This is a genomic window from Mesorhizobium sp. LCM 4576 (genome assembly GCF_001854815.1).
Lineage (GTDB): Bacteria > Pseudomonadota > Alphaproteobacteria > Rhizobiales > Rhizobiaceae > Mesorhizobium > Mesorhizobium plurifarium.
This window is the reverse complement of record NZ_MDDT01000021.1, coordinates 100,022-126,278: the sequence shown is the minus strand read 5'-3', so window position 1 is coordinate 126,278 and position 26,257 is coordinate 100,022. Positions and strand designations below refer to the sequence as shown.

At 58.5% G+C, this 26,257-nt stretch carries 18 protein-coding genes and 1 pseudogene; 17 read left to right on the top strand and 2 right to left on the bottom strand.

Features of this window, described 5'->3' with window-relative positions; genetic code table 11:
* Window positions 1-412: 412 nt before the first annotated feature.
* The 13 genes from LCM4576_RS12115 (at window position 413) to LCM4576_RS37720 (ending at window position 16,724) form a co-directional block, all read left to right on the top strand.
* On the top strand, window positions 413-2,692 hold the full coding sequence (locus LCM4576_RS12115; protein ID WP_198540235.1) for a N,N-dimethylformamidase beta subunit family domain-containing protein: 2,280 nt from the start codon (window positions 413-415) through the stop codon (window positions 2,690-2,692).
* A gap of 932 nt (window positions 2,693-3,624) precedes the next feature.
* Window positions 3,625-5,223: an ABC transporter substrate-binding protein gene (locus LCM4576_RS12110; protein ID WP_071032302.1), complete on the top strand. Its 1,599-nt coding sequence runs from the start codon at window positions 3,625-3,627 to the stop codon at window positions 5,221-5,223.
* Between the two features lie 482 nt (window positions 5,224-5,705).
* Complete coding sequence (locus tag LCM4576_RS12105; RefSeq protein ID WP_042646762.1) at window positions 5,706-6,959, top strand: methylaspartate ammonia-lyase; 1,254 nt, start codon at window positions 5,706-5,708, stop codon at window positions 6,957-6,959.
* Window positions 6,960-6,975: 16 nt separating this feature from the next.
* Window positions 6,976-8,127: a CaiB/BaiF CoA-transferase family protein gene (locus LCM4576_RS12100; RefSeq protein ID WP_071032301.1), complete on the top strand. Its 1,152-nt coding sequence runs from the start codon at window positions 6,976-6,978 to the stop codon at window positions 8,125-8,127.
* A gap of 113 nt (window positions 8,128-8,240) precedes the next feature.
* Entirely contained in the window at window positions 8,241-9,143 is a 903-nt protein-coding gene (locus LCM4576_RS12095; protein WP_071032300.1) for a CoA ester lyase, read from the top strand.
* Window positions 9,144-9,268: 125 nt separating this feature from the next.
* On the top strand, window positions 9,269-10,195 hold the full coding sequence (locus LCM4576_RS12090; protein WP_071032299.1) for a LysR family transcriptional regulator: 927 nt from the start codon (window positions 9,269-9,271) through the stop codon (window positions 10,193-10,195).
* 189 nt (window positions 10,196-10,384) lie between these two features.
* On the top strand, window positions 10,385-11,818 hold the full coding sequence (locus LCM4576_RS12085; protein WP_071032298.1) for an NAD-dependent succinate-semialdehyde dehydrogenase: 1,434 nt from the start codon (window positions 10,385-10,387) through the stop codon (window positions 11,816-11,818).
* A 6-nt stretch (window positions 11,819-11,824) separates the two neighbouring features.
* Complete coding sequence (locus LCM4576_RS12080) at window positions 11,825-13,369, top strand: fumarate hydratase (protein WP_071032297.1); 1,545 nt, start codon at window positions 11,825-11,827, stop codon at window positions 13,367-13,369.
* A gap of 75 nt (window positions 13,370-13,444) precedes the next feature.
* On the top strand, window positions 13,445-13,942 hold the full coding sequence (locus LCM4576_RS12075; RefSeq protein WP_042646726.1) for an Lrp/AsnC family transcriptional regulator: 498 nt from the start codon (window positions 13,445-13,447) through the stop codon (window positions 13,940-13,942).
* A gap of 202 nt (window positions 13,943-14,144) precedes the next feature.
* Window positions 14,145-14,390, top strand: coding sequence for a multiubiquitin domain-containing protein (locus LCM4576_RS12070; protein WP_042646724.1), 246 nt, complete (start codon window positions 14,145-14,147; stop codon window positions 14,388-14,390).
* The gene (locus LCM4576_RS34675) at window positions 14,390-14,812 is read left to right on the top strand and encodes an E2/UBC family protein (RefSeq protein WP_083361377.1); all 423 of its coding nucleotides are present in this window, start codon (window positions 14,390-14,392) and stop codon (window positions 14,810-14,812) included. The genes LCM4576_RS12070 and LCM4576_RS34675 overlap by 1 nt, the downstream gene beginning before the upstream one ends.
* Window positions 14,809-16,263 carry a ThiF family adenylyltransferase gene (locus LCM4576_RS12060; protein ID WP_071032295.1) on the top strand — a complete coding sequence of 485 codons (1,455 nt, stop codon included), beginning with the start codon at window positions 14,809-14,811 and terminating at the stop codon, window positions 16,261-16,263. Before LCM4576_RS34675 ends, LCM4576_RS12060 begins: the two co-directional genes overlap by 4 nt.
* A gap of 5 nt (window positions 16,264-16,268) precedes the next feature.
* Window positions 16,269-16,724, top strand: a complete 456-nt coding sequence (locus LCM4576_RS37720; protein ID WP_407067372.1) for a DUF6527 family protein — start codon at window positions 16,269-16,271, stop codon at window positions 16,722-16,724.
* Window positions 16,725-17,578: 854 nt separating this feature from the next.
* Here the strand turns inward: LCM4576_RS37720 and LCM4576_RS12055 are convergent.
* Complete coding sequence (locus tag LCM4576_RS12055) at window positions 17,579-17,770, bottom strand: hypothetical protein (protein ID WP_042646718.1); 192 nt, start codon at window positions 17,768-17,770, stop codon at window positions 17,579-17,581.
* Between the two features lie 57 nt (window positions 17,771-17,827).
* Here LCM4576_RS12055 and LCM4576_RS12050 point away from each other — a divergent pair, with 57 nt between their 5' ends.
* The 4 genes and pseudogenes from LCM4576_RS12050 to glmS all read left to right on the top strand — a co-directional run bounded on the left by LCM4576_RS12050 (window position 17,828) and on the right by glmS (window position 24,318).
* Window positions 17,828-19,027 (top strand): IS256 family transposase, encoded by a 1,200-nt coding sequence (locus LCM4576_RS12050; RefSeq protein ID WP_071032294.1) that lies wholly within the window; start codon window positions 17,828-17,830, stop codon window positions 19,025-19,027.
* A gap of 232 nt (window positions 19,028-19,259) precedes the next feature.
* Window positions 19,260-20,666 (top strand): aminotransferase, encoded by a 1,407-nt coding sequence (locus tag LCM4576_RS12045; RefSeq protein WP_071032336.1) that lies wholly within the window; start codon window positions 19,260-19,262, stop codon window positions 20,664-20,666.
* A gap of 661 nt (window positions 20,667-21,327) precedes the next feature.
* Window positions 21,328-22,048: pseudogene (locus tag LCM4576_RS12040) on the top strand (LuxR family transcriptional regulator).
* A gap of 446 nt (window positions 22,049-22,494) precedes the next feature.
* Complete coding sequence (gene glmS, locus LCM4576_RS12035; RefSeq protein ID WP_071032293.1) at window positions 22,495-24,318, top strand: glutamine--fructose-6-phosphate transaminase (isomerizing); 1,824 nt, start codon at window positions 22,495-22,497, stop codon at window positions 24,316-24,318.
* 443 nt (window positions 24,319-24,761) lie between these two features.
* On the opposite strand, the gene LCM4576_RS12025 is transcribed toward glmS, so the two are convergent.
* Complete coding sequence (locus LCM4576_RS12025) at window positions 24,762-25,754, bottom strand: adenosine kinase (RefSeq protein ID WP_071032291.1); 993 nt, start codon at window positions 25,752-25,754, stop codon at window positions 24,762-24,764.
* Window positions 25,755-26,257 lie beyond the last annotated feature (503 nt).

Here is a 26,257-nt window from a genome sequence, read left to right as displayed (position 1 = left end):
TGTCCTCGATGCAAAGGGTCTGGTGGGATTTCGTTGGTGACGTGAGATTGGGAAAATACGTCTCGCCAATCGCACGCCGTAAGGCCGTAAGACGCTCACCGATCTCATCGGAATGCCACGGATCATCCCGATGTGGAACATGCGGAWAGCCTCAGCTTAATGGCGGCTACGTCCTGCGAAGATTATTTCGACCCATGGCCGTAATGGCGATGGTCGGAGTTTTCGTCTTCCTGCTTCTCAGACTGACGCCCGGTGACCCGGGGCGTCATCGATCACTTCCTCGCTGCGTTTTCGGCGCTTGCATAATAACTTATATTGAGCGAGCGCATCAGGAGGGGATCCGGTCAATCTCGCTCCCAGATGGTATCAATACAAAAACGAAAATTGACGCAGGCCGGTGGACGCTTGATGCTTGGCTGAACGCGCCAACTCTTCGCATAAATCGCCGATCCACTTGGCCGTGCGCGATATCGAGAACGAAGGTGAACTTGATATGACCGAAGTCCCCATCACCGGCTATCTAGATCGCTTCTCCCACCGCCMAGGGGAAACATTCGTCGCGCACGTGAGCCTTCGGGAACCCGGGCCCTATCGCGCGCGTCTCCTGCGCGTTATCAGCGGCGACCCAAATCCTCAGGGCCGAGGAATGCGATTCGAGGACTTGTCGGATCTTCTAGACCAAACCCATGAGGGACGCCGACAGGAGGTCAAGCTCGGCTCGCATGGCATCATTAAGAGCGGGCCTGTGAGAGATCGGAGCGCGGCCTGCACCTGGACGCTGCTGGTCCAGCCGGGCGTGCTCAGTCCCTCGGCTGCTGTATTGGCAGAGGAGGCGGGCGACAACGCCGTCGTTCTTTCCATCGGCGCATCTGGCGCTGAGGCCTCAATTGTATGGCCCGAAGGGTCGCTTAAGCTTGCAACGAAGGTGYCACTCAAACCGAAAGCGTGGTATCGCCTTTGGCTCGCTATTGACCCAGCCTCCGGGCGCGTGGTGCTCGGACAGCAGCCGCTCGACAAAGGCGAGCTTGTTAAGGTCAATAGGCACGCCGCAGGTCTGAGCCTGCCTTCTTCGGGCACAGTCCTCTTCGCGGCCGAACGCGCGCTCGCACCGCAACGCCATTTCACGGGCAAACTCGAGGATCCGGCGATTTTGCGCGGCTGCGTTGAAGCCTTTGCCAATCCTTTGGCGGAGGTGGAACGGCTGGATGGCGAACTGCTCGCCGCCTGGGACTTCTCGCAAGGGATCGACAGTTCAAGAGTGACTGATGTAGGGCCCGGGAAATATCACGGGCGGCTCGTCAACCAGCCCATGCGCGCGGTAGTTGGCGCGAAATGGAGCGGGCGAGAAGTATGCTGGCGCAATGCTCCGCGCGATTACGCGGCCATCCATTTCCACGACGACGATCTCGACGATTGCCAATGGCAGCCTAGTTTCACCTGGACCGTTCCGAAGGATATCCCCAGCGGCGCCTACGCGTTTCACCTGACTTGCCTTGACGGTGAGGACTGGCTGCCCTTCTACGTCCTCCCAAAGCGCCAGGGTCCTTTCGCGCAGATCGCATTTCTTGCTCCGACGTTCACCTATCAGGCCTACGCCAATGATCGGCGAGGTGGGGCCGACGTAGCTTATCTTGAGCGTGTCAGGCAATGGGGTGCCTATCCGCACAATCCCGATCAGCATCCGGAGTACGGAGGCTCGACCTACAACCTCCATCGCGACGGAAGCGGCATCACCTTTACTTCGCGCCTGCGTCCAATCCTGACGATGCGACCAGGCTTCRTCAGCATCAATGATCAGCGCGGCTCGGGCTTGCGGCATTATCCGRCCGACACGCATATCCTTGCGTGGCTCGAGGCTAAAGGCTTTCAGTTTGATATTGTGACGGATGAGGATCTGGACGATGAAGGTGTGGACCTTCTCACCCCATATCGCACCGTACTAACGGGAACGCATCCCGAATATCACACCCACGGCACGCTCGACGCCTTGCAGGCGTACACTGAGAACGGCGGGAGACTGGCCTATCTCGGCGGCAATGGCTTCTATTGGCGCATTGCGCGTGACAAGAAGGCACCGCATCTCTTCGAACTCAGGCGCGCCGAGGGCGGCATGCGCGTCTGGGCCGCAGAGCCAGGCGAATATTTTCATGCGCTTGACGGCCAGTTAGGCGGACTGTGGAGGCGCAATCGGCGTCCACCGCAGATGCTCGTAGGGGTCGGTTTCGTGGGCCAAGGCGATTTTGAGGGCACATACTATCGCCGCCTGCCGGCATCGCGCGATCCGGCTCATGCTTGGATCTTCGAGGGAATCGACGAGGACGTTATCGGAGACTATGGCCTTTCGGGTGGTGGCGCCGCGGGCTACGAGCTCGACTGCACGGATCCCGCGCTCGGGACACCGGAGAATGCCGTTATCCTTGCCCGATCGGAGGATGAGCCTGCTTCTTTCATGCTGGTTCCAGAAGAGTACATTGCGCGTCGGGGCACAATCGAGGGCGATCCACCTCAGAAGGTACTGCCCAATGAGCCCCAGTTGAGGGCCGAAATTGTGTATTTCGACAAACCCAAGGGAGGGGCAGTTTTTTCCGTCGGATCGATCACTTTCTGCGGCAGCCTGTGGCGAAACGGCTCCGAGGGACCGGTTTCCCGCATGCTCGAGAATGTCGTGCGCCGGTTCAGCGCAGTCGGCTGATGTGGCGGCGTACCTCGCCTTCTGAACTCCGAAGTTTCGAAACACGCGTGCACCAATCTTTCTGGATGAGCAAACCGGCCGCTCGGAGTGAGTAAGCCTAAGCTTAATTTATATTTTCAGTGCCTGCGGTTATGGTCTAGTGAACTTCAAGAAAGGTCTGTTCGTAAGTGCCATTCGCCCCGAAGGGCGTGGCGAAGGGCAGACGCCGCTCGGAGGGCCGATTTGTCGTGGACAAGGGGTTTGGCCGGCGCGCTCGCCAGCACGCAACTGAGCGTGGTCCGATTAACCGTCAGTCATGTCGGTTGAGGGCAAAGATGACGAGTTCGCACGCCAGTCACCGAGGATCACAACGCCTTAAAGTGGTCAACCCGCGCCAACTGGCACGCCCGCGCTCGGTAAGTCGAAGTCGCCCGCCATTGCGCCAGGCACGTCGATTGTCGGACGCCGCCGTCCGGCATGAGGTGCAGACCTTGCCAGCTCCATCTCAGTGCTAGATGGCGATGATACACAAACTGAATTTGACGCAAGCTGCCACGCAATCAACAATCGGCTAATCCATGGAGCTGTGGCCGCAGAACGAAAAGATTGGGAACGTGATGGTGCTCAGCGTTGAGACTTTCTTCGGTTCCGCGACGAGGCAAGAGGGGGGAAGCGAGGTTCGGGACCAAGAAGCTGGCTTCGTTCGATATCACTCACTTCGACACAGTCGCGACAAAGGCGGAGCCGAGCTAACGAACGGGTTGAGCTTGGTATTGACGATGCCTCCAATAGCCAACGTTTCAGTTATTCCGGTCGCTCGGCCATACCGGACAAGATGCAAGCGTGCGACCAAGGCGGTCACACGCCCATGCTGCTAGGCGTCGCGAAAGGCCGCGGCCGACCATCTCGGTATTTGTTCGCAAATCGACGCGCCTAACCAAGAGGGAACTAATATGAGAATCTCTCGACGTGACCTTTTCAAGGTGGGTATTGCCGCGGGAACGTCCTTTCCGATTCCATCAATCCTTTGGGCGCAGACGGTGCCAACCGCCCTGCGCACAGTGCGTATGGTGAAGGGCTCTGGCCTTGCCGTCCTTGATCCGATCGTCTCGACCACTACCGTCACTCAGGACCATGGTCTCGCGATTTACGACAATCTCTTCTCAATTGACTCGAAGTTCATGCCGCAGCCGCAAATGGTGGGGAGGTGGGGTGTTTCAGATGACAGGAGGACCTATACGTTTGAGCTCCGGGATGGTCTCGGTTGGCACGACGGTACCCCGGTCACCGCGGCGGACTGTGTCGCCTCGATCCGTCGCTGGGGCCAGGTGCATCCCGGCGGGCAGTTGATCATGGCGCGGGCTAGTGACATTTCAAAGAAGGACGACAAGACCTTCACAATCGCGCTCAAGGAGCCGCTTGGGATTTTGATCGATATGCTAGCAACACTGGCTGGATCGTGCTTGTTCATCATGCGCGAAAAGGACGCGACTCGCCCCGCAACCGAACAGGTGACCGCGAATATCGGATCGGGACCGTTCAAGTTCAATGAAGCTCTGGCGAAGCCAGGCGCGAGCATCACCTATGATCGCAATGACCAATACGTACCGCGCAAGGAGCCGTCCGACGGATTGGCCGGCGGGAAGATAGTCAACGTCGATCGCGTCATCTGGGATGTTATCGCCGACCAACAGACGGCGGTGGCGGCCTTGCAGGCAGGTGAGGTTGATTACATCGAAACGCCGCCAGCTGACCTTTATTCATCGATCGAGAGCGATCCCAATCTTGAACTGCAGGTTCTGGAGAAGACCGGGTGGGACGGATGCCTCCGCATGAACTTCCTGCAGCCGCCGTTCAACAATCTCAAAGCGCGCCAGGCGGTACTTCACCTAATCGATCAGGAGGCCTTCATAAAGATCATGGGGCCGAACGGTGGTCGCCCAGTGACCTCGATATTCGGCAACGATACTCTCGTGTCCAACGACGAAAACACGGGATGGTATAAGAAGGGCGGCGACCCGAAGAAGGCCGAGCAACTCTTCAAGGAGGCGGGTTATGCTGGCGAGATGGTCGTCATCCTGCAGCCCACGGATTGGATGGAAGCAAGCAATGCATCGCAATTCCTTGCGGCCGCGCTGCGCAAGATCGGGGTCAATGCCGAGCTCGCGCCGAGCGACTGGGGCGGGATTGCCAAACGCCGGGCGAACAAAGGCCCCGTTGAGAACGGTGGCTGGAACATCTTCATCACGACCGGGTCCGAGTATGCCCTCGGCGATCCGTTCGCCTCACCCTTTCTCCCTGCAAACGGCGACAAGGCCTGGTACGGGTGGCCGAAGAACGACGAATATGAGGCTCTTCGGGTGAAATGGGCAGATGTCGCAACGCTCGAAGAGCGCAAGGCACTTRCTCGCAAGATGCAAGGGATCTGGTGGGACTTTGTGGGCGATGTGAGATTGGGGCAATACTTCCTGCCGATCGCCCGACGTAAGACGCTGACCGGCCTCATCAGCATGCCGGTGGTCGTCCCGATGTGGAACATGCGGAAGGCCTAAACCGAACCTAAGCAAGGGCGAATTGTCTGAAAGCGAAACCGCCGCCGCGCGCTCCAGCAACGTCTCTTCGACCAGATGCGTCAATATCCTTTCCTTTGGTAACCTGGCAAGGAGCGAAAATGAGAATTACGCCGCGCATAGCGGCAGTTATTCTAAAATCATGGTTGACGCCTTCGAGGAAAACTTGGGAACCAGGAACCCAATAACGGGCGCGGCGAGCGCATTTGTCTCTGTTTAGCAGCGAACAACGCGAATGTTCACCGTTATTCGGGCGGTGAGCAGGGCCGGAACAATGTTTTCGCTCAGGGTGGGGCTTTCGACGACGGCTTCGACGGCTTCRCACATCCGACTGCGCGGCATCTTGAAACACGATGGCACCAGAATGGACTTTATATTGGCGCCTACAATGCTGGCTAGAGCATAGTGGCTGACACTCGACAGCACCTACGGCTGCCCGATTACGCCTCGAATCGAGTAAAATGATGAAGATAGTTGACGTGCTTCTTGCGCCGGGGAACGGCGCCTTCTTCTACGACGATCAGGCTGCCATCAGGAAGGGCGCAGCACAGGATGGTTTTTTTTACCTCGGTGAACCGGTAACGCCGGGCTTCAGCTCGATTCGGGTGCCTGCATCTTCTCTGAGCATCGGGCTTGTCGTTTCCGACGGAGCTGTTTTGTGGGGCGACATGATGGGTGTCCAGTACTCGGGCGCTGGCGGGCGCGACGCGCTGTTCGATCATGCCACCATCTCTGATCGGACGTCCCACATCGTCTCGCCGCGACTGCTTGATCTTGACCCCTCGCGGTATACCGAGGCCTGTGACAAAGTGTGTGCGCCATACGAAGGTGAAAGGCTTCCCCTTTCTATCGAATATGGCGTCTCGCAGGCGCTTCTGCGGGCAGCCGCTCATGTTCATCGCAAGACAATGGCGGAAATAGTATGCAGTGAGTTCGGCCTGCCGCTGCCTCAGCGCAGGGTCCCGATATACTGTCAGAGTGGTGACGCTCGCGACATCAACGTCGACAAGATGATCCTGCGAGGCGTGGACGTACTTCCRCACGGACTGATCAACTCGCGTCAGAAATTTGGCGTCGGCGGTCAAGCATTCATCGAATTTGTGAAATGGGTAGCAAAGCGCACGCGCGAAATCGGCAGCCCAGACTATCAGCCAGTCCTGCATTTCGATGTGTATGGTTGGATCGGCCAGGAAATCGGCCTTGAGCCGATACGAATAGCCGACTTTATCTGCAAGGTGGCCGACACCATTCCTGGTTTCGCGCTCAACATCGAGTCCCCTGCAGATTTTGGCTCCACCCAAGCCCAGATCGAAAATTACGCGCGGATAGTGTCCATCTTGGATGAGAGGGGTTCCAGCGCCCGCATCGTCGTTGATGAAAGGTGCAACACCCTCGATGACGTGCGCCTCTTCGCCGAAGCCAAAGCAACGCATCTGGTGCAGATCAAAACCCCTGATGTTGGTTCATTGGCCGACACTGCGCGCGCCGTTCTCCTGTGCAAGGCCAACAAGGTTGGGGCGTATGTTGGCGGGAGCTGCAGCGAAACGGATATTTCCGCCCAGGCCACGGTCCACATAGCGGTGGCAACGCAGGCGGACATGATGCTCGCCAAGCCCGGCATGGGCGTCGACGAGGGTTTTTCCATTGTGGGGAACGAACAGAGCCGGTTATTTGCGATGCTGGACCGTCGTCGACCTCAAACAGATACCTCCAGCTGATGTGCGCGGTGTTGGCATGAGCAATTGTCTTGAAGGAATCACTGTTGTTGCAGTTGAGCAGGCGGTAGCTGCGCCCTACGCCTCATCTCGGCTTGCGGACGCGGGTGCTCGCGTTTTCAAAATCGAGAGACCCGAAGGCGACTTCGCGCGCAACTACGACAAGTTGGTGAAGGGGCAAAGCGCCTACTTCGTCTGGCTCAATCGCGGCAAGGAGTCTGTCTGCCTAGACCTTAGGTCAGAGGCAGACCGCGTCCTTCTGGAGGCGCTGATCGCCACCGCGGACGTTTTCATCCAGAACTTGAAGCCGGGCAGTATCGAGAAACTGGGGTTTGGCTCGGCGGATCTCCGTCGCCGCTTCCCCCGGCTGATTACCTGCGACATTTCCGGTTTCGGCAGCGAAGGTCCTTTTTCCCACCTGAAAGCTTATGATCTCATCGTCCAGGCTGAGGCTGGTTTGTGTGCGATCACGGGAACGCAACAGGGACCGGCAAGGGTGGGGGTATCGGTCTGCGATGTCTCGGCAGGCATGACAGCCCACAGCGCCATTCTGCAGGCGCTGTTCCACCGGGAACGGACGGGGGAGGGCGCTGGCATCCACGTCTCCCTTTTTGATGCTGTCGCTGACTGGATGAATGTGCCGGTCCTGCAGCACGAGTACAGCCGCTACGAGACGGTACGCGCTGGGGTCAAACATCCCTCTTTGGCTCCATACGGCGCCTATCGCTGCTCGGACGGCAAAGATGTCATCTTCTCTGTGCAGAATGACCGGGAATGGGTGAATTTTTGCGAGAAGTTCCTCAAGCAGCCCGAACTGACACGCRCACCTGGCTTTGCCGACAACATGGAGCGGCTCAATAATCGCGCGCGCCTCGACGCAATTATCGAACAGCGTTTTGCTGAACTTTCATGCGTAGAGGCAATGCAAGAGCTCGAAGCGGGGGGGCTTGCATATGGGCGACTGAACGAAGTTGCAGCTGTTTCTGAGCACCCGCATGTCCGCAGAGTGYATGTCGGCACGCCCGAGGGGGTAATTGAGGCAATAGCGCCCGCTGCGATCGTGAACGCTCAGYAGCCCACGCTAGGCCCGGTTCCGGCTCTTGGCGCTCATACGGCGGCTGTCCGCCGCGAAGTCGAGATACGTTTGCGCCAGCAGGCAGCGYGCGGGTGAAGAACCCTGCTCATGTCAGGGCAATCCCAACTGGCAACGGACGTCAGCCTTGGCCCGTTCTCCTATACGCGAATGGACCTCGCTCATCCAAACCAACCGAAGGGCCCGATGCCATGAGCAGGCAGGGCAATACCATCGTCAGAAACGCCAAATGGCTTCCACGCTGGAGGTCCTTGCTGTTTGTTCCGGCACATATTCCGCGCTTTGTGGAAAAAGCTCATGATCGCGGTGCCGACGGAATCATACTCGATCTCGAAGACTCCGTTCCTCTGGAACAGAAGGGGGRGGCACGCTGCCTGCTTGCTCGATCCGTGCCGAAAGTTGGCCGCGAGGGCGCGTCGGTACTGGTTCGCGTCAATTCTGGTTTGCGGGCCTTGGCGGCCGATCTCGACGCAGCCATCATTGCGGGCGTTGATGCGCTGGTTCTGCCTAAAGCAGAGTCGGCGGACTGGATAGTAGAGATCGCGAACGCGGTTTCGGAACTCGAGCGAGAGAGAAATCTCAGCGAGGGGCATATTCGCTTCCTTGTTCAAATCGAAACTCCTGGGGCATTGCAAAGATTGAGAGCTATCGCCTCGGCCCACCCCCGCGTGGTTGCGATGGCGCTCGGTCCTGAAGACTTTTGCGCGTGTGTTGGGGGCGTGCCGGAATTTGACCTGCTCCTGGGTCCCAACCTCTCCGTCCTGTTTGCCGCTCGCGCGGCTGGGTTGCTGCCATTGGGCTTTGTAGGAAGCATTGGCAATTTCTCGGATAAGCACAGAATTCGCGATACCGCCGTGCAGGCACGGCGGCTTGGATTCGCTGGAGCTTTGGCAGTCCACCMAACGCAGGTGCCAGTGTTCAATGAGGCCTTCTCGCCAAGTACACAGGAGAAGGAGTGGGCTCACCGTGTCCTTGCCGCGGAAAACGATGCTGCTGCGAGGGGAGCATCCGCTTTTTCCCTCGATGGYCAGATGATCGACCCTCCAGTGGTGCGGCGCGCGCRCGAACTGATAGCACTGGCGGGTGAGAACTGAGCGGATCGGAATCCGTCGCCAAGCTGTTCGCAGTGCTGCCGAAGGGTGGATTTGCATTGCCTCCTATCTCGTTTCAAGATAGGTATTAAACACGCTGGGTTCGYTCACCGGCTGGACAGTGTATCGTGGAAACTAGGCAGTTAAGATATTTCGTTGGCGTGGTCGAARCAGGCAGTTTTACGAAGGCCGCTGGACTCMTTAACGTCGCTCAGAGCGCGCTGAGCCTCCACGTGCGTCAACTGGAGGAAGGCTTCGGCACTCAGCTGCTGATACGCGACAGGACCGGGGTGAGCGTGACGGCATCAGGAGCCAAACTGCTCGAGAGAGCGCGGGCTATTCTCAAGGAAATTCGGCTTACCGAGGTGGAATTAACCAACACAGCTGCTGCCMCGGCGGGGGAGGTGACTATTGGCATTMCGTCTGGAGCTGCTCGAGTCCTAAGCGGCCCGCTGCTTGAGTCGGTAAGAAACGAACTGCCCAAAGTGTCCCTCAAGATGGTCGAGGGTATGACTGGACCGCTAGAGGAGTGGATGGCTGCTGGACGCTTCAATCTGGCAGTTCTCTACCGCACCGCGGACAGTGTGGGGCGAATGACAGTCTTGGCGCGCGAAGACCTCTGTCTGGTGGTGCCGCCAGGTGRGCCGCCTTTCGAGGAGTCGATATGTCTGGCGGACCTGCATGCGTTCCCGTTGKCCGTTCCCATGCGCAATAACAACGTCAGGCGTTCTGTGGCTGACGTCGTGGCACAACACGGTTGCGCGCTGGACGTCGAGTTTGAAGTGGACTYGCTCTCAACGATCATCAACATGGTTATAGAGGGAAAAGCCTATTCTATTCTGGCCCCATCCGCGGTCCAGAAAGAAGCCTCTCAAGGGCTGGTGCGGACCGTCAAGATCGTCGATCCGGTGATTACCCGCTCGGTTGTGCTTGCTGTAAATCCTAAAGATGAGCGTTCCGCGGCCGTCTCCGCGGTCCGCAAGCTCATCCCCAAGGTCGCCAGAGAATTAATTGTKAGCCGGGACTGGGCAGCCGCGGCTCCTGACGCGGCCTGACAGCCGTCGATCTATAACACACGACCTTTGTTGCCATTGGATTAGATCGATCTGGATTCCAGATGGATTTCGGCACTAATCGATATTTGACCCGACGCGACCGTCGCGATGAAACTGGCTCAAGCATGTTGCCGGTTTCAACGTCGAACGGCACTCGCATGGCTGGAATTCACACAAGTGGAGCACGCGATGTCCGACGCCAGGAGCCACGAGCTCTTCATCAACGGCAAATGGCGGGCCGGTGGTAGGAGAGCCACATTGCCGGTGATTAATCCGGCAACGGAAAAGGTATTTGCCTCGGTGGCCTCGGCGACGGTGTCGGATCTGGATGAGGCCCTGGCTTCGGCAGAACGCGCCCGCAAGACTTGGTCTTCACGGCCTGCAAAAGAACGTGGCGAGATCCTGGTAGCAGCCGCAAGAATCTTGGCAACGAAGATTGAATCAGCAGCCAGGGACCTGACGGTTGAACAAGGAAAGACGATTGCCGAAGCGACAGGTGAGTACACGCGTGCCGTCGAAACGCTGGAATGGAACGGCAGGCATGCCGAAGAGCTGTCGGCCCCTATTCCGATGGGGCCGAACCGGATGATCGTCCCGGAGCCGCTCGGCGTCGTTGCTGCCTTTACGCCCTGGAACTATCCGGCCGTTCTCATCGCCCGCAAGCTCGCCCCCGCGCTGGYTGCAGGCTGCCCGGTGATCCTCAAAGGAGCTGAAGAGACACCGAGCGTGGCTGTCCATATCGTTGATTCATTGCGCCAAGCAGGCATGCCGGATGACGTGGTGAATCTGGTCTTCGGTGTACCGGTCCATATATCGCGGCATCTGCTCAGTTCACCAATCGTGAAGGTCTTGACTTTCACGGGTTCAACCGCAGTTGGAAAACAGCTGGCCAGGCTTGCCGCGAATAACTTGCAGCGTTGCATTCTTGAACTCGGTGGCCACTCGCCGGTCATTGTGTGCGAGGATGCCGACCTGGCAAAGGCCATACCGGCAATTTCAGAATACAAGTTCGAGTGCGCGGGCCAGAGCTGCAACGCGCCCAGCAGGATCCTCGTCGCTCGGCCCCTCTACGGGGAATTCCTGTCCCGGATGACGGAAGCGGTCCGCAAGATTAGGATCGGCGCGCCAGACGACCCTGCAACGGAGATGGGACCGATGGCAAACGCGCGGCGAATCGAGGCCATGCAGCGTCTGACCAAGGATGCGGTCGATCGCGGCGCCCGCGTCGAGACGGGTGGAACCCGCCTCGACGGACCGGGCTTTTACTGGCCGCCAACCATCCTCACGGGCGTGYCGAAGGATGCCAGAGTGCTTCATGAAGAGCCGTTCGGACCGATCCTCACCGTGGCTCCGTTCGATACGCTCGAAGAGGCCATCGAGGAAGCCAATGCCACCGATTACGGCCTGGCCGCGTATTTGTTCAGTGGCGCTGCCGAAGCGCAACAGAAGCTGATTAACGGCCTTTCGGCGGGCGCTGTCAGTGTGAATTACCTGAAAGGGGTTTCAGCGGATGCGCCTTATGGAGGCGTCAAACAGAGCGGCTATGGATATGAAGGCGGCGAGCAGGGGGTGCGGAGCTTCCAGATCCTGAAAATGGTCAACGGCCTCGGCTCATTTGGATGAGATCCGGTGGGAAATAGAACACGGACCATCGCCGGCAAAGACATCACAAGGAGCGTGGCAGACGCCCTTCAGTACATCTCGTACTACCATCCTCCAGATTATATCCGCTCTCTTTCGCAGGCCTACGCGCGCGAACAGAGTCCAGYGGCGAAGAATGCAATAGGGCAGATTCTGCTGAACTCCCGCATGGCGGCCTTCGGGCGGCGGCCGATCTGCCAGGACACCGGCTTTGTGGTGGCCTTCGCGAAGGTCGGCATGGACACCCGCATCAAATCAAGGGTCAGTTTCGCAGACCTCGTGAATGAGGGCGTCCGTCAGGCCTATCTCGACCCTGACAATCCCCTTCGGGCATCGATCGTTGCCGATCCGCTCGCCGGACGGGTCAACACCCGTGACAACACTCCAGCAGTCATCCACGTCGACCTTGTACAAGGGAACCAGATTGAGATCACCATCGCCGCAAAAGGCGGCGGATCGGAGAATAAGGCACGCTTTACCACCTTGAACCCCAGCGGCTCTGTTTCCGATTGGGTGATTGACAYGGTCTCGACGCTTGGCAGTGGGTGGTGTCCGCCCGGACTAATCTCCGTTGGCATCGGTGGTAGCGCTGAAAAGGCGATGCTGCTGRCCAAGGAAGCCATGAACCAGCCCATCGATATGGCGGAATTGATCGCCAGGGGCCCTTCAAGCGCGGAGGAGGCACTGCGGATTGAGCTTTATGAACGGATTAACGCGCTGGGCATCGGCGCCCAAGGCCTTGGTGGCCTGACGACAGTCGTCGATGTCAAGGTTGCGACCTATCCTACCCATGCGGCGTCCAAGCCCGTGGCGCTCATTCCGCAATGCGCCGCCAACCGGCACCTCAAGTTTACCTTGGATGGCTCTGGACCAATCAGGCTGGAGCCGCCCGATTTGTGCGAATGGMCAGAGATTGGAACTGACGAATTGAGTCCAGCCGGCGTACGAAGAGTCAACCTCGGCGCGTTGACGAAGGAAGAGACGGCATCGTGGCGCTGTGGTGAAACGCTCCTTCTGTCCGGAAAGATGCTGACAGGCCGTGACGCCGCCCACAAGCGAATGGTCGAGTTGATCGACGCCGGCAAGCCGCTTCCGTTCGATCTGCAGGGACGCGTTATCTACTATGTTGGACCCGTCCGCGCGGTGAGAGATGAGGTCGTCGGTCCGGCTGGCCCAACAACCTCCAGCCGCTTGGACGATTTTACGGACAAGGTGCTCGCGAAAACCGGGCTTTTCGCGATGGTGGGCAAAGCGGAGAGAGGACGGGCTGCCGTCGAGTCGATCGTAAGACACAAAACGCCATATCTCATCGCAGTGGGCGGGGCTGCTTACCTGATATCAAAATCAATCAAGTCAGCGCGGCTCATTGCCTTTCAGGATCTCGGCATGGAAGCAGTCTATGAATTCGAGGTGCAGGATATGCCCGTCATCATGGCTGTCGATGTTGAGGGAAACTCCATTCACACTTCCGGGCCTCTTGAGTGGCGCAAGCGCATGGCGGCCGACAGTATCGCACGCAATATCGGCGTTTGAGCCTTCCTGGCCTAGGCTCGGTTTGTTGGCATCATTTCCATGGTCGACGACGCGATTAGCTAGAAGCAGAAGGCTATGAACTCGAAACTCAATCCTATGCGCCTGGACGCCTGGGATCTCCGGATTCTTTCGGAGATTCAGTCGGACGGTCGGATTTCAAAAAGCGAGCTTGCGAAGCGCGTCCATCTTTCGGCGTCGGCCTGCTCGGAGCGGCTCCGTGCACTCGAAGCCGCAGGCATTATTGAAGGGTTTTACGCGCGGCTGAGTCCGGCTCTCGTCGGTGGCATGGTCTTTGTCATGGTGGAGGTCGTGTTGGATCGTCATCGCCTCGAGGACCAAAGACATTTCGAGACTGCGATCCAACAATTTCCGGAAATCCTGGATTGCTGGGCCATCGGGGGGCGGATCGATTATCTGATGCGCGTCGCAACCCTTTCCATGGCTACCTATCAGGATTTCATGGAGAGATTGCTGCAGGCAGGTCTAGGGATCGATCAATATTATAGCCTTGTCGTGACCAAACCCGTGAAATCCAATGCGCCGATTCCTTTGTCTTCGCTAACGCAACGGTAAACTCCCCAGGCCCTTGTTTCCACGGGATTGGATCTTCATTCCGCGAATTCCGTGGCTAAATACGCGCATTCCCGTGAAACACAAAGGGACGCTTCCCTTATAAGAGGCGGCTGGTCGGCGTCTCCTCAGTCGAACGCGGCAAGAGGATGATGCCGCCGAGCAACCCGGAAATCAAGCAACTGCGAGAGAAGGATCGAAGCCTATGGCTCCGAAAGAGAAGTTCAAATTCAAAATCGAAAACGAAAATTACGAGTGGGACAACCAGTTCATAACCGGCGCTGAAGTGCGAGGCTTAGGCCCTGGCATACCAGATAGCATGGATCTTTATGTGAAAAGGCCGGGCCAGCCCGGTCAGCCGGTTGGGCGCGGTGACTCAATCGATTTGCTGCCTCCGGGCATTGAAAAGTTCTACGCYCAGGACGCTAGTTCCGAAGCCGGAAATCAATAATGCCCCTGTTGTTCGATWCTGACTACGAGATACTTCACAAAGCTGGCGTGGAATTTGAGGAAGAAGACGGCGCCCGTTTTCTTATATTCAAGAATTTTCCGCTGCCGAAAGACATCTATATGGTAGATGAAAAGCCCGCCGATGCGGTCGATGTGTTGTATGTAATTCCGCAGAATTACAATAGCTCGGGCGGGGACATGTTCTGGGTTCACCCGCGCCTCTATCGGGCTGATGGAAAGCCAATACCAAATACTGGCGGGCCTCATCCCAATGAGGATTCGCGTACGCACAACGGCCTAGTGTTCTGTCGGTGGTCCAGGCACTGGCATAACAATCCTTGGAAACCAAAAGTCGACAACATCAAGACAATTATGGACCGGATCTCATGGGCGTTCAAGTACCCTGACGCGAGGCGCTCATGAACGGACATCGCATTTCAATTACCGGTTCTTTCGACGGCAGACTGAAGAGCTGGCTGACGGGGCATCTGGGCGGTCACGAACGGGGCGCTCTGGTTCTCTTTCGCAAGATGGACAGGACTGTATCGGGTCTGCCTGCGTCTACACGTTTTGTGGCCGTTGATGTGATTGAGATGGACGGTGACTGGGTGTTGGACAGCTCCCCGGTTCACTTGCGCATTAATCTGCGCAAGTTTCAGGATATCTACCTTCGTTGCGAGCAGGAACGGCTTGAGTTGGGATTCGCACATAGTCATCCAGGGGGGATGCTGGGTTTCTCCACGAAAGATGATCAGAACGAACAAAGCATTCTGAGGGGATACGCTGGCTGCAATGGCCCTGAAGTATCGCTTGTTGCGATGATTTTGGCCGACGGACAGTGGCGTGCAAGAGTTCGGCCGGGTGCGGCTCCTCAGTGCGTGACTGACGTCCGRCATGTCTGTGTGCTCGGGACGGAGTTCGCAGTTCACATCAACGAGACAGGCRACGCTGTGCCATCGGAACTRCTAAGGCGTCAAGAAGCTGCCTTTGGCGAACCATTCAACGAGAAGCTCAGATCGTTGCGCGTAGCAATCGTCGGAGGTGGCGGAACCGGGTCTTCAGTCGCCACTCTCGTCGCCCGCGCGGGTGTAGGCGAACTCATCGTTATTGATGGCGATTTGCTCGAAGAAACCAATCTCAACCGCGTCCGCGGATATCGCCGTTGCGATGTAGGCGAGAGCAAAGCGGCCACGTTAGCGCGATACATCCGCGATCTGGGCCTGATGCTGACGGTCGTTGCGATTGAGGCGTATGTGAACGAGTCTCCAGAAGCGGTCGATGCGATTTCCAGCGCCGACCTGGTGTTCGGCTGTACAGACGATGTCGCTGGAAGAGAAGTTCTCAATCAAGCAGTGTACTATTACTGCCAAGGGCTTATCGACTGCGGGCTCACCGGCAATATTGGTGTTGACCAGGAGCGTCAGCCGTACCTACGTGACCATAGAGGCCGGGTTAGCACAGTTCTTCCCGAATCTGGTGGGTGCTTAAGATGCCAAGGCGTCGTCACCGAGGAAAAGCTCAGTTACGAGAGTGCACTGAAGGCGCGTCCGAATTTGGTGGAGCTGGATCCAGAGACGCTCCGGGAAGAGTACTATCTGGTCGGGGGCGGGGAGCGGGCGCCCGGAGTCGGCCCCTTCACCAGCGCGACTGCCGACATGGCCGTCGCGGCATTGTTTGATCTGGTGCGCCCCTATCGGCAGCTTCCGAGCGACATTCGCCGCGACAATATATGGTACGACTTCGTGCATATGATAATTTACAGCAATATGCCCAAGGACAACACAGATTGTTTTTGCTGCGGTCCAAACGGTTTATTGCTCGAACCCGAGAATGGCTATCGGCTCAGAATGCCGTCACTCGGCCAGCTGTGTTGATTCACATGTGGTCTTGGYTGTTAAGATTCTTGCAGTGGGTAGAGGAAATCATTCTCGGCCCACGCAGTCCACAAACGTACGAGGACCGAAATCCTTCTGACGCACCACCCGCGGACATATTTTTCGCGCGCAGTGATGTGGTTGAAAAAACGCCTTCGAATGACACGGTTCGGCCGGGACAGTTCATCAGCGTCGTGCACAAAGGTCGACCATACTGGGCGCTCTTTAGGTGCCCCTGTGGGTGTGGCGATGTGATTTCGTTACCAACGCATCCGCCACATAACCCCAGGTGGCGCATTGAGGTGAGCGTGGAGGGCCGGCCAACGTTGCATCCCTCTGTTTGGAGAACCAAAGGATGTCTAAGCCATTTCTGGATTAGCGAGGGAAGGGTCTACTGGTGTGACGACACGGGAGCCGAGCCTCGGCGAGCCCGATCAGACCTATATGAAAGAAAAATTTAGAGCGCGTCCTGGAGCGACTGCGATGTGACGACGGCCATGCGGCGCTAGCGCGGTCACACTACTGCGGAAGAGAGCCGCAAGCTTAGGAGCTGCACCGCGGRCCAGAAGCGCCATGTCACCCCGRCCATCAAGGCCAGGTGCGGCGCCACTCGGCCATCGAGTCCGTGACCGGCCACATCAAGGCCGAGCACCGGACAGGCAGCAACTATCTTGCCGGCCCAGCCGGCTGGCCTTCAACGCCATTCTGGCCATAGCTGGCTATAATTTGTCCCTCGTGCTCTCAGGTGTTCATCGCGATGAGCATCCCCGTGGCCGCAATTGCGAATGCATTCCATTCGTCCCGACGAAAAGTTTGTGCGCTCGGCAACGAGAGCAATCTCGTAAGCTCGTAAGCCAACTGAGACAGTGCAGTAACGGGTACGCCAGCTACACGCAATGACGACTGGGCCAAGCTGCGTCCACCGGAAATTCGATGTTCGTGGCTCCCAGCCAAGGCCCAGAGCTCGCAACTTAGCAAAACTGTGCGTAGATTGTTGAACAGCGCCCGTCCGCTCCGCCACCAGACATTGCTTTGACCGGCACGAAGCGCATCGTGGTGGCGTCGCCGACCCGGCGTCGCGGTCGTCGTGCTTGTTCGCTTTCACATATGGCCGAACCTATTCCGACGACGCGAGGGACGCCATCGGGCAGATTCTGCTGAACTCCAGCACGGTGGTCTACGGACGGCGCATCTCGTACCACCATCTCCCGACCATATGCGGTATCTTCGCTGACATACGCGCGCGAACAGAACCCGGCAGCGCCCCCATGCAATAAAGGGCCGGTTTCGCTGATCTCGTTAATGAAGGCGTCCGTCAGCAAATCTCGACCAGCGTTCGCGTGACCAAACCTATGGATTTCAATTCACCAATTCCCATGCCCGCGCTAAGGCGACGGTAAACGTCGAGGTCGCGTCCCCACAGGTGGTGTAGCTGGGCGGTAGCGAAGCCGCTCGCGAGCGCGCCCTCAACAGCGCTGTAGCGAGCGAGCGGCGTAGCGGCGGTCATCGATGTTCCCCGGTAAGGTCGGGTTGCTGAGWCCAACCTGATTCGAAGGAACCACCGATGACCGACGACATGATGAACCTGCGCACGCTCGTGGAGAAGACCCCCGACGCCGATATCTTGCGCGAGATGATCGGCTTTGCCGCCGAGCGGCTGATGGAGTTGGAGGTGGGTGCCGCGACCGGCGCCGGCTATGGCGAGAAGAGCGCGCTGCGTTCCGCCCAGCGCAATGGCTACCGCGACAGGGACTGGGAGACGCGGGCCGGCACGGTCGAGCTGCGCATCCCCAAGCTGAGGAAGGGCTCCTACTTCCCCTCGTTCCTGGAGCCTCGCCGCATGGCCGAGAAGGCGCTGACGGCCGTCATCCAGGAAGCCTATATCCAAGGCATCTCGACCCGCTCGGTCGATGATCTGGTCAAGGCGATGGGCATGAGCGGCATCTCCAAGAGCCAGGTGTCGCGGCTGTGCGAAGAGATCGATGGCAAGGTCAAGGCCTTCCTCGAGCGGCCGATCGAGGGCGATTGGCCATACGTTTGGATCGATGCGACTTATCTCAAGGTGCGCCGCGGCGGCCGCATCGTCTCGGTCGCCGTCATCATCGCCGTGGGCGTCAACAGTGACGGTCGGCGCGAGGTGCTGGGCATGGAGGTTGGCACCTCCGAGGCTGAACCGATCTGGACGGAGTTCCTGCGCAAGCTCACCCGGCACGGCCTGCGCGGGGTCAAGCTCGTCGTCTCCGACGCCCATGAGGGCATCAAGGCGGCGGTCACGAAGGTGCTCTYAGCCACCTGGCAGCGCTGCCGGGTCCACTTCATGAGGAACGTGCTGGCGCATGCCGGCAAGAGCGGCCGCCGCGTCGTCTCGGCCTTCATCGCCACCGCCTTCGTCCAGGAGACGGCCGAAGCCGCAAGCGTGCAATGGCGCGCCGTGGCCGACCAGATCCGGCCCAAGGTGCCGAAGCTCGCCACCATCATGGACGAGGCCGAGTACGACGTGCTCGCCTACATGACTTTCCCGAAAGAGCACCGCGTCAAGCTTCACAGCATCAACCCGATCGAGCGTCTCAACGGCGAGATCAAGCGCAGGACCGAGGTCGTCGGCATCTTCCCCAATGATGAGGCCATCGTCCGTCTCGTTGGCGCGTTGCTGCTCGAGCAGAACGACGAATGGGCCGTGCAGCGCGCCAGATACATGACGCTGGAAACCATCAGCCAGATGAGCGATGATCCGCTCATCAGCCTGYCCGCAGTGRCGCGCTGATCATTCCGGCCCATGCCGGAGAGCACGGCGACCAATGCCGTCAGCTACACCACGCCAGTGGGCACGATCAACGCCGAGGGCTTGGTTTCCACGGCTTTTGATCGCGATTCCGCGAAATTCGCCGACGAATGATGTGCATTCCCGCGAAACTGGAGAGGCGTTTGCGGTATGGTAATTGCTAAGGAGGCGGCCTGCCGAGTGCCCTCCGCCAATCCATCGCGAGGAGATGACTATGCGGTTGAGCAATCTGGGAACGGAGCAACTCAGACAAARGGATCGAAGCTTCGTCTTTCATCCGTCTACGCATCTGGCCAAGCACAGCCGAGGCGAGACTCCAAATCGGATCATGGCCGGTGCAGAAGGCGTGTACATCTGGGATACCGAAGGCCGAAAGAGCCTCGACGGTTTCGGTGGGCTCTACTGCGTCAACATGGGATATGGCTGCACGGAAATTGCCGAGRCCATTGCCAGGCAGGCGCACGAATTGCCGTTCGCCCATGTCTATGCAAGWCAAGGAACAGAGCCAGTCGCCCTCTTGGCAGAGGCTGTGGTCGAGTATTTTGGTCAGAACATGCGAAGGGTCTTTTTCGGCCTCTCCGGTTCCGACGCCAACGAAACCAACATCAAGCTGGTCTGGTACTACAACAACATTCTAGGGCGTCCTGAAAAGAAGAAGATCATCTCGCGACATCGCGGTTATCACGGGTCTGGGCTGGTCACAGGGAGCCTGACGGGCCTTGCCTTCTTCCATAATTTCTTCGACCTGCCGTTGGATCTGGTGCGCCATACCACGACGCCGCACTATTATCGCCAGGCGCATGACGGCCAAAGTGAGGAGGCGTTCTCCCGCCGTTGTGCCGATGAACTTGAAGCCCTCATCCTCGCTGAAGGTCCGGAGACGGTTGCGGCTTTTATAGGCGAGCCGGTGCTTGGGACAGGTGGTATCGTCCCGCCTCCAAAGGGATATTGGACAGCCATTCAAGAGGTGCTGGATAAGTATGATATCCTTCTCATCGCCGATGAAGTGGTTTGCGRCTTCGCGCGAACCGGTGAGAAATTCGGTTCCCACCTCTATGGCATGCGGCCGGACTTCGTGACCATCGCCAAAGGGTTGAGTTCGGCCTACCTGCCCATCTCCGGATCAATCATTGGCGACCGCGTCTGGTCGGTCTTGGAACAAGGAACAGAGAAGCACGGCGCCCTCGGCCATGGCTGGACATATTCGGGTCACACGCTTTGCGCTGCGGCCGCGCTCGCCAATATTCGACTCMTAAAGGAAAGAAATATTCTGGAGCATGTACGCGATGTCGGACCATATTGGCATGYACGTATGAATGCCGAACTGGCGGGACACCCTATCGTCGGTGAGGTTCGTGGTGTCGGAATCCTCTCCGCCGTAGAGCTTATGCGAGATCCAAAGCAGAGGATACCGTTTGAATCCGATCTTCAGGTCGGCGTTCGCGCCGCCGCTGCTCTGTTCGAGAACGGTGTCATCGGTCGCGCCATGCCGCACGGCGATATCCTCGGCTTTGCCCCGCCTTTGATCATAACCCGGAAGGAGATCGACATAATCGCCGACGCAACTGCGAAATCGATCGAGACGACCTATCGCGCGCTGAAGGCCGAGAATGGGATATGAACAGAACGCTGACGGAAGCGAGCCCCGGCTTCGACGCCGTCTCGGGTAACCAATGTGGTGGTGCCTGGGATGAACTTTCCCACGGACCAGACATTTGACGTCAGGCTGGCATTAGAACTGGTCGCCCATTGATGTCCCATTGGTGAAGACGGGTTGATAGTGCATTTCACGCCGAGCCGACCGAAACTGCTAAACTTGAAGCCGTCAGATTCTAGAGCATGCTTCAGACTTCGATCGCAAGCGGTAACCAAATCAGTTCTRCCGCCGCTGTCCTGTTGCCCAACGACCGGGGCGTTTGTGCGGCGCGCCCTGYCGGTGTACCTCCCCGCCGGCAGGGCGCCTTTGTTGACCCGCTGTATCTGCGTGATTGTAGCGCGTCCGGCAATCGACAGTTCGAGAAGGAGGTCATCTGCATATCCGGATGGCACATCGAGCTTCGATATTTCCATTCACCATGGYAACCGCCCACAATGGCAGCTTCGGACCCGCGGCTTACGGCAGCCGGCGTCGAGGTCGCAGGCACCTCTTTTCATATGATCGAAGGTCGGGAGAGTAGTCACCGCGGTCAATTTTCTCCAGCGTCGAATATCTCGGGGCGAGCCTGCTCGCCGTGGCTGCTAATATAAGTCCCAGGTTTAATTGAAAACAGCCGCAGGAGAAAATGCAGCTCGTCTTCGAAACTTTGCTGGATCAGTTGTCTTTGAGCGTTGATGAAGTCGAATAACGCACTGACCAGCGCCGCCGGCGCCTTCGACATTCCCGCATTCGCCTATTTCTCTCTGGTGTCTGATCGCGTCACAAAACCCAGGCTGATATCGAACTATCATTCCGGCTGGACGTCGCACTACTTGCGCCACCAATATGAAAGGATCGACCCAGTCATAGAATGGGCAAGATGCAGCGAATGTCCCTTTCAGTGGGGACCGGGATTCGGCTATGCCGGCATTTCAACACGACAGCAACAGCATTTCGATGAGGCTGCCGAATTTGGCATCTGCTGCGGATTGACGATCCCACTTGTCGATCGCCGCGGCRGTGCCGCTGCCATGACCTTCGCGGCAGACAGGCTCGATCCGACCTTCCTGCGCACCGCCGAGCAATATGAACAGGCGCTCGAGATTATGGCGATGTGCTTTCACATCTCTGTTCGCCGCAAGCTTTCAGGTGGTCTGGCGGTGGATGGTGTTTCGCTGACGCCCCGTGAGTACGAATGCCTGCAATGGACGGCGAGGGGCAAGTCCGCCTGGGAGATCGGCTGCATCTTGGGGATCAAGGAGCGTACGGCCRCTTTCCATCTGGACAATGCCAAGAAGAAGCTCGGCGTGCGCACCAAAACTCAGGCGGTGACGCTCCTGGCCTCCTCACGATCATCAATCCTCTGAGGAACAGAATCCCTCTTTGATCTACCTGCGCAAAATGCACAGGCAGTTGCGGCATGAAGGTTCACCTCCAATGGCAGGCTCATACGTGTGAGGAGACCATCACGATTGAGCGTATTTGGCGCGCGAGAGCTTCAGAAAAATRCCCCTTCAGTGTCCTTGGCCTGTGATGTTGGCATAGGTGGCGCCGAGGATAACCGCGGCAAGGTCGCTATCGGGCCGGATGCAAACCCTTGTCTCCGCCACCACCGTCATGGCACAGGCGAAGRCTCTGTGGATATGCCGTCGTGCATCTTTGGTCCATTTATCGGCTGGATGATTGCTATTCAAACAATCAATTTTACCGACCTAACCAGATCCCATTAGAGGATCCTGAATTACAGCGCGTTGGGTATCCTCGTCGTGATTGGTGCGTCGACTGAGGCTGCCGGAGAGAAGTCGGCGACGGTATGTGCGGGATTGTTGGTATCGTTGGGCAACAGCCCGTGTCGGAGYGGCTGGTCGACGCCTTGAAGCGTCTGGAATATCGCGGCTATGATTCCGCCGGCGTTGCGACGATCACCGGGGGTGCCTTGCAGCGCAGGCGCGCTGAGGGCAAGCTCGTCAATCTCGAGACGAGGCTGAAGGCAGAGCCGCTGAACGGCACCATCGGCATCGCCCACACGCGCTGGGCAACCCACGGAGCTCCAACGGAAGGCAATGCGCACCCGCACTTTACCGGCGGTGTGGCCGTCGTGCATAACGGCATCATCGAGAATTTTGCCGAGCTGAAGGAGGAATTGACAGCGGCGGGAGCCGAGTTCCAGACCGACACCGACACGGAGGTCGTCGCGCATCTCGTGRCAAGACACCGCCAGGAGGGCATGGGGCGGGGCGAAGCGATGCATGCCATGCTGAAACGCATCAAGGGCGCCTACGCGCTCGCCATCCTTTTTGAGGATGATCAGTCGAGCATCATCGCAGCGCGCAACGGACCACCCCTGGCAATCGGCCACGGCGACGGCGAGATGTTTCTGGCATCCGACGCGATCGCGCTTGCCCCCTTCACGAATGAAGTCACCTATCTCATAGACGGCGATTGGGCCGTAATCGGCAAGGGGGGTGCCGATATCTTCGATTTCGACGGCTACCCCGTAGAGCGTCCGCGTCAGACCTCGATGGCCGCGGCTTATCTGGCCAACAAGGGCAAACATCGCCACTTCATGGAGAAAGAAATCTACGAACAGCCTGAGGCCATCGGCCATGTGCTCGCCCATTATGTCAGCTTGATAGAGAATCGCGCCGATGCAGTTCCTAGCTTCGATTTTGCCGGCATTCCGAGCCTGGCGATCTCTGCCTGCGGCACCRCCTACCTCGCCGGACTGATCGGAAAATACTGGTTCGAGCGCTATGCTCGCCTGCCAGTCGAAATCGACGTTGCGTCCGAATTTCGCTACCGCGAGATCCCGTTGTCGCCCCAGTCTGCTTCTCTTTTCATTTCGCAATCTGGYGAAACCGCCGATACGCTGGCCTCGCTGAGATACTGCAAGAAGCTTGGACTGAAAATTGGTGCGATCGTCAATGCCGCCGAATCGAGTATCGCTCGGGAGGCCGACGCGGTCTTCCCGATCCTTGCCGGCCCGGAGATGGGCGTCGCCTCCACCAAGGCCTTCACCTGCCAGCTCGCCGTTCTTGCCGCRCTTGCCGTCAGCGCCGCCCGGACCCGCGGAACGATAACCGAAAATGAGGTGCAGGCGCTGGTCCGGAGCCTTGCCGAAATGCCGCGCATTATGAGCCAGGTCCTGAACAGCGTCCAACCTAAGATAGAGCTTCTGGCGCGCGCATTATCCAAGTATCAAGACGTCCTCTATCTTGGCCGTGGCACCAGTTTCCCATTGGCGATGGAAGGTGCGCTCAAGCTCAAGGAGATTTCCTACATCCACGCCGAGGGCTATGCGGCGGGTGAATTGAAGCACGGTCCGATCGCATTGATAGACAAGAACATGCCGGTGATCGTCATCGCGCCATTTGATCGCTTTTTCAGCAAGACAGTCTCCAATATGGAGGAAGTGGCCGCCCGTGGAGGGCGGATTATCCTCATCACCGACGAAAAAGGAGCAACCGCATCGAAGCTCGACACGATGCACACGATCGTGCTGCCAGCTGTAGACGAGATTATCGCGCCGATGATATTCTCGCTGCCTCTACAGCTTCTTGCCTATCACACAGCGGTCTTCATGGGCACAGATGTCGACCAGCCGCGCAACCTCGCAAAATCAGTCACCGTCGAATGATTGCGATCATAGCCGTCCGTCGGAAATGCACTCCAAGTGACGAAGCGCGTCGCACCGGGACTTGGATTTCGACGAGATGCAGATCAGCGTACCCGGTAGGGGGATATATCTTCAGATCTATCGATTGTGGGCGACCCCACCGAATTCAGCCACGTGCGTTACTTGTCGGTGCCAAGTGCGCATGAGACCGAAAATAAAGGTGTTCGCGATCACCGAAAAGTGAAGTCGGATTGCCTGATGCCGCGCGCCTGGAGATCGCCGCGAGCGCCATGGCGCCAAACGATTGTTGTCCGGAAGATGGACTCRACAAGGAATGCCGGCCGTAGCATCCTGCTCAAGCGGYAAAGTCCGTCATCACCGGCGGGTCTAAGCACCACCATTTCAGCCTTCACGACCAGCGCCATTGAGCTCCGGGGATTTGGGCGCCAGYCCCTGGCACGCCCCTACAGCAGCCCGGCTTGCTCGGCCTCGCTGCGCAGGTTCTGGCGCGGGCGCGGGCCGATCTGCTGGATCACCAGCCCGGCGGCCAGCGAGCCGAGGTCGCCGCAATCCTTGAGGCTCCGTCCGGTCGTGTAGCCGTAAAGGAAGYCGGCGGCGTGGAGGTCGCCGGCACCGGTCGTGTCGACCAATTCCTTGATCTTTGTCGCCTGGATGGTGACGGTCTCGTCGCCGCGCACGATGACCGAGCCTTTTTCGGAACGGGTGACAGCGGCTATTTTGCAATCCTTGCGGATGGCGGCGAGCGCTTCCTCGAAGGAAGCGGTCTGGTAGAGCGACTTGATTTCGTGGCTGTTGGCAAAGACGATGTCGACGGTGCCCGAACGCATCAGCTCGAGGAATTCGTCGCGGTAGCGGTCGACGCAAAATGAATCCGACAGCGTCATCGACACTTCGCGGCCCGCCGCGTGCGCCAGCCTGGCCGTCTGGCGGATCGCTTCCTTGGCGCGCGGCGGATCCCACAGATAACCCTCGAAATAGGTCACCCTGGCGCCGGACGCCTTGTCGGCCTCGACATCCTCGGGACCAAGCTCGACGCAGGCGCCGAGATAGGTGTTCATCGAACGCTCGCCGTCCGGCGTCACGAAGATCATCGAGCGCGCCGTCGACGGCCGGCCTGTAAGCGGCCTGGTGTCGAAGGCCACGCCCTGGGCCTGGATGTCGTGCGTATAGATTTCGCCCAGAGCGTCGCTCGACACTTTGCCGAAGAAGGCGGCCCGTCCGCCGAGGCTGGCGACACCGGCGGCGGTGTTGCCGGCGCTGCCGCCGGAAGCCTCGATCGCCGGGCCCATGCGGCTGTAGAGCAGTTCGGCGCGTCTGGCGTCGATAAGGTTCATCACGYCCTTGATGATGCCGTTGGTCTCGAGAAAGGCCTCGTCGCACTGCGCGATGATGTCGACAATGGCATTGCCGATGCAAAGCACGTCATATTCCGGCATCAAAATCTCCGCCAACAACCCACCCGGCTATCTGGCATGCCGGCCGGGCGCGATCAGTTGGGATGGGCTTTCCGCATGCCAATCTATTCGGCACGAGTCTCGCGGCGCTGCGAGCCTTGCAACGCGCCGTAAATGGCCGCCTCTCCCAGCCAGCCTCAGGCTCTTCGCACGCGACGTGCTCATAGGTCGCGGCTTTGTGAGCGGAAATAAATGCACCCGGCTTGACCTCGCTGACCTCAAACAGCCTCTGGGATTCCTACCATTTTAGCGATTTGGTGTTGCAAAGCCTCTGTGAATTTTCTGGAAGGATCTGTTACAACGCTCAACCGAAACGCAACGCTATGCCGGAGAGGATCCGCAGCGGTAGCGGGTTGATGGTGCCCCGCGATGGGGCGGTGCAAAACGGCTATTTGACCGGTTTGCGCTCCGGCGTCTGGCTGGAGTTGATTAACCGGGTCATGAATAACAGGTGCCCACCTTGCCTTGTTAGACAGAGCGCGCGC

What these genes read in the sequence shown, in the direction of transcription:
- LCM4576_RS12075 (WP_042646726.1), top strand. Translation starts at nt 13,445, where the DNA reads ATGAACTCGAAACTCAATCCTATGCGCCTGGACGCCTGGGATCTCCGG.
- LCM4576_RS12055 (WP_042646718.1), bottom strand. Translation starts at nt 17,770, where the DNA reads ATGACCGCCGCTACGCCGCTCGCTCGCTACAGCGCTGTTGAGGGCGCG.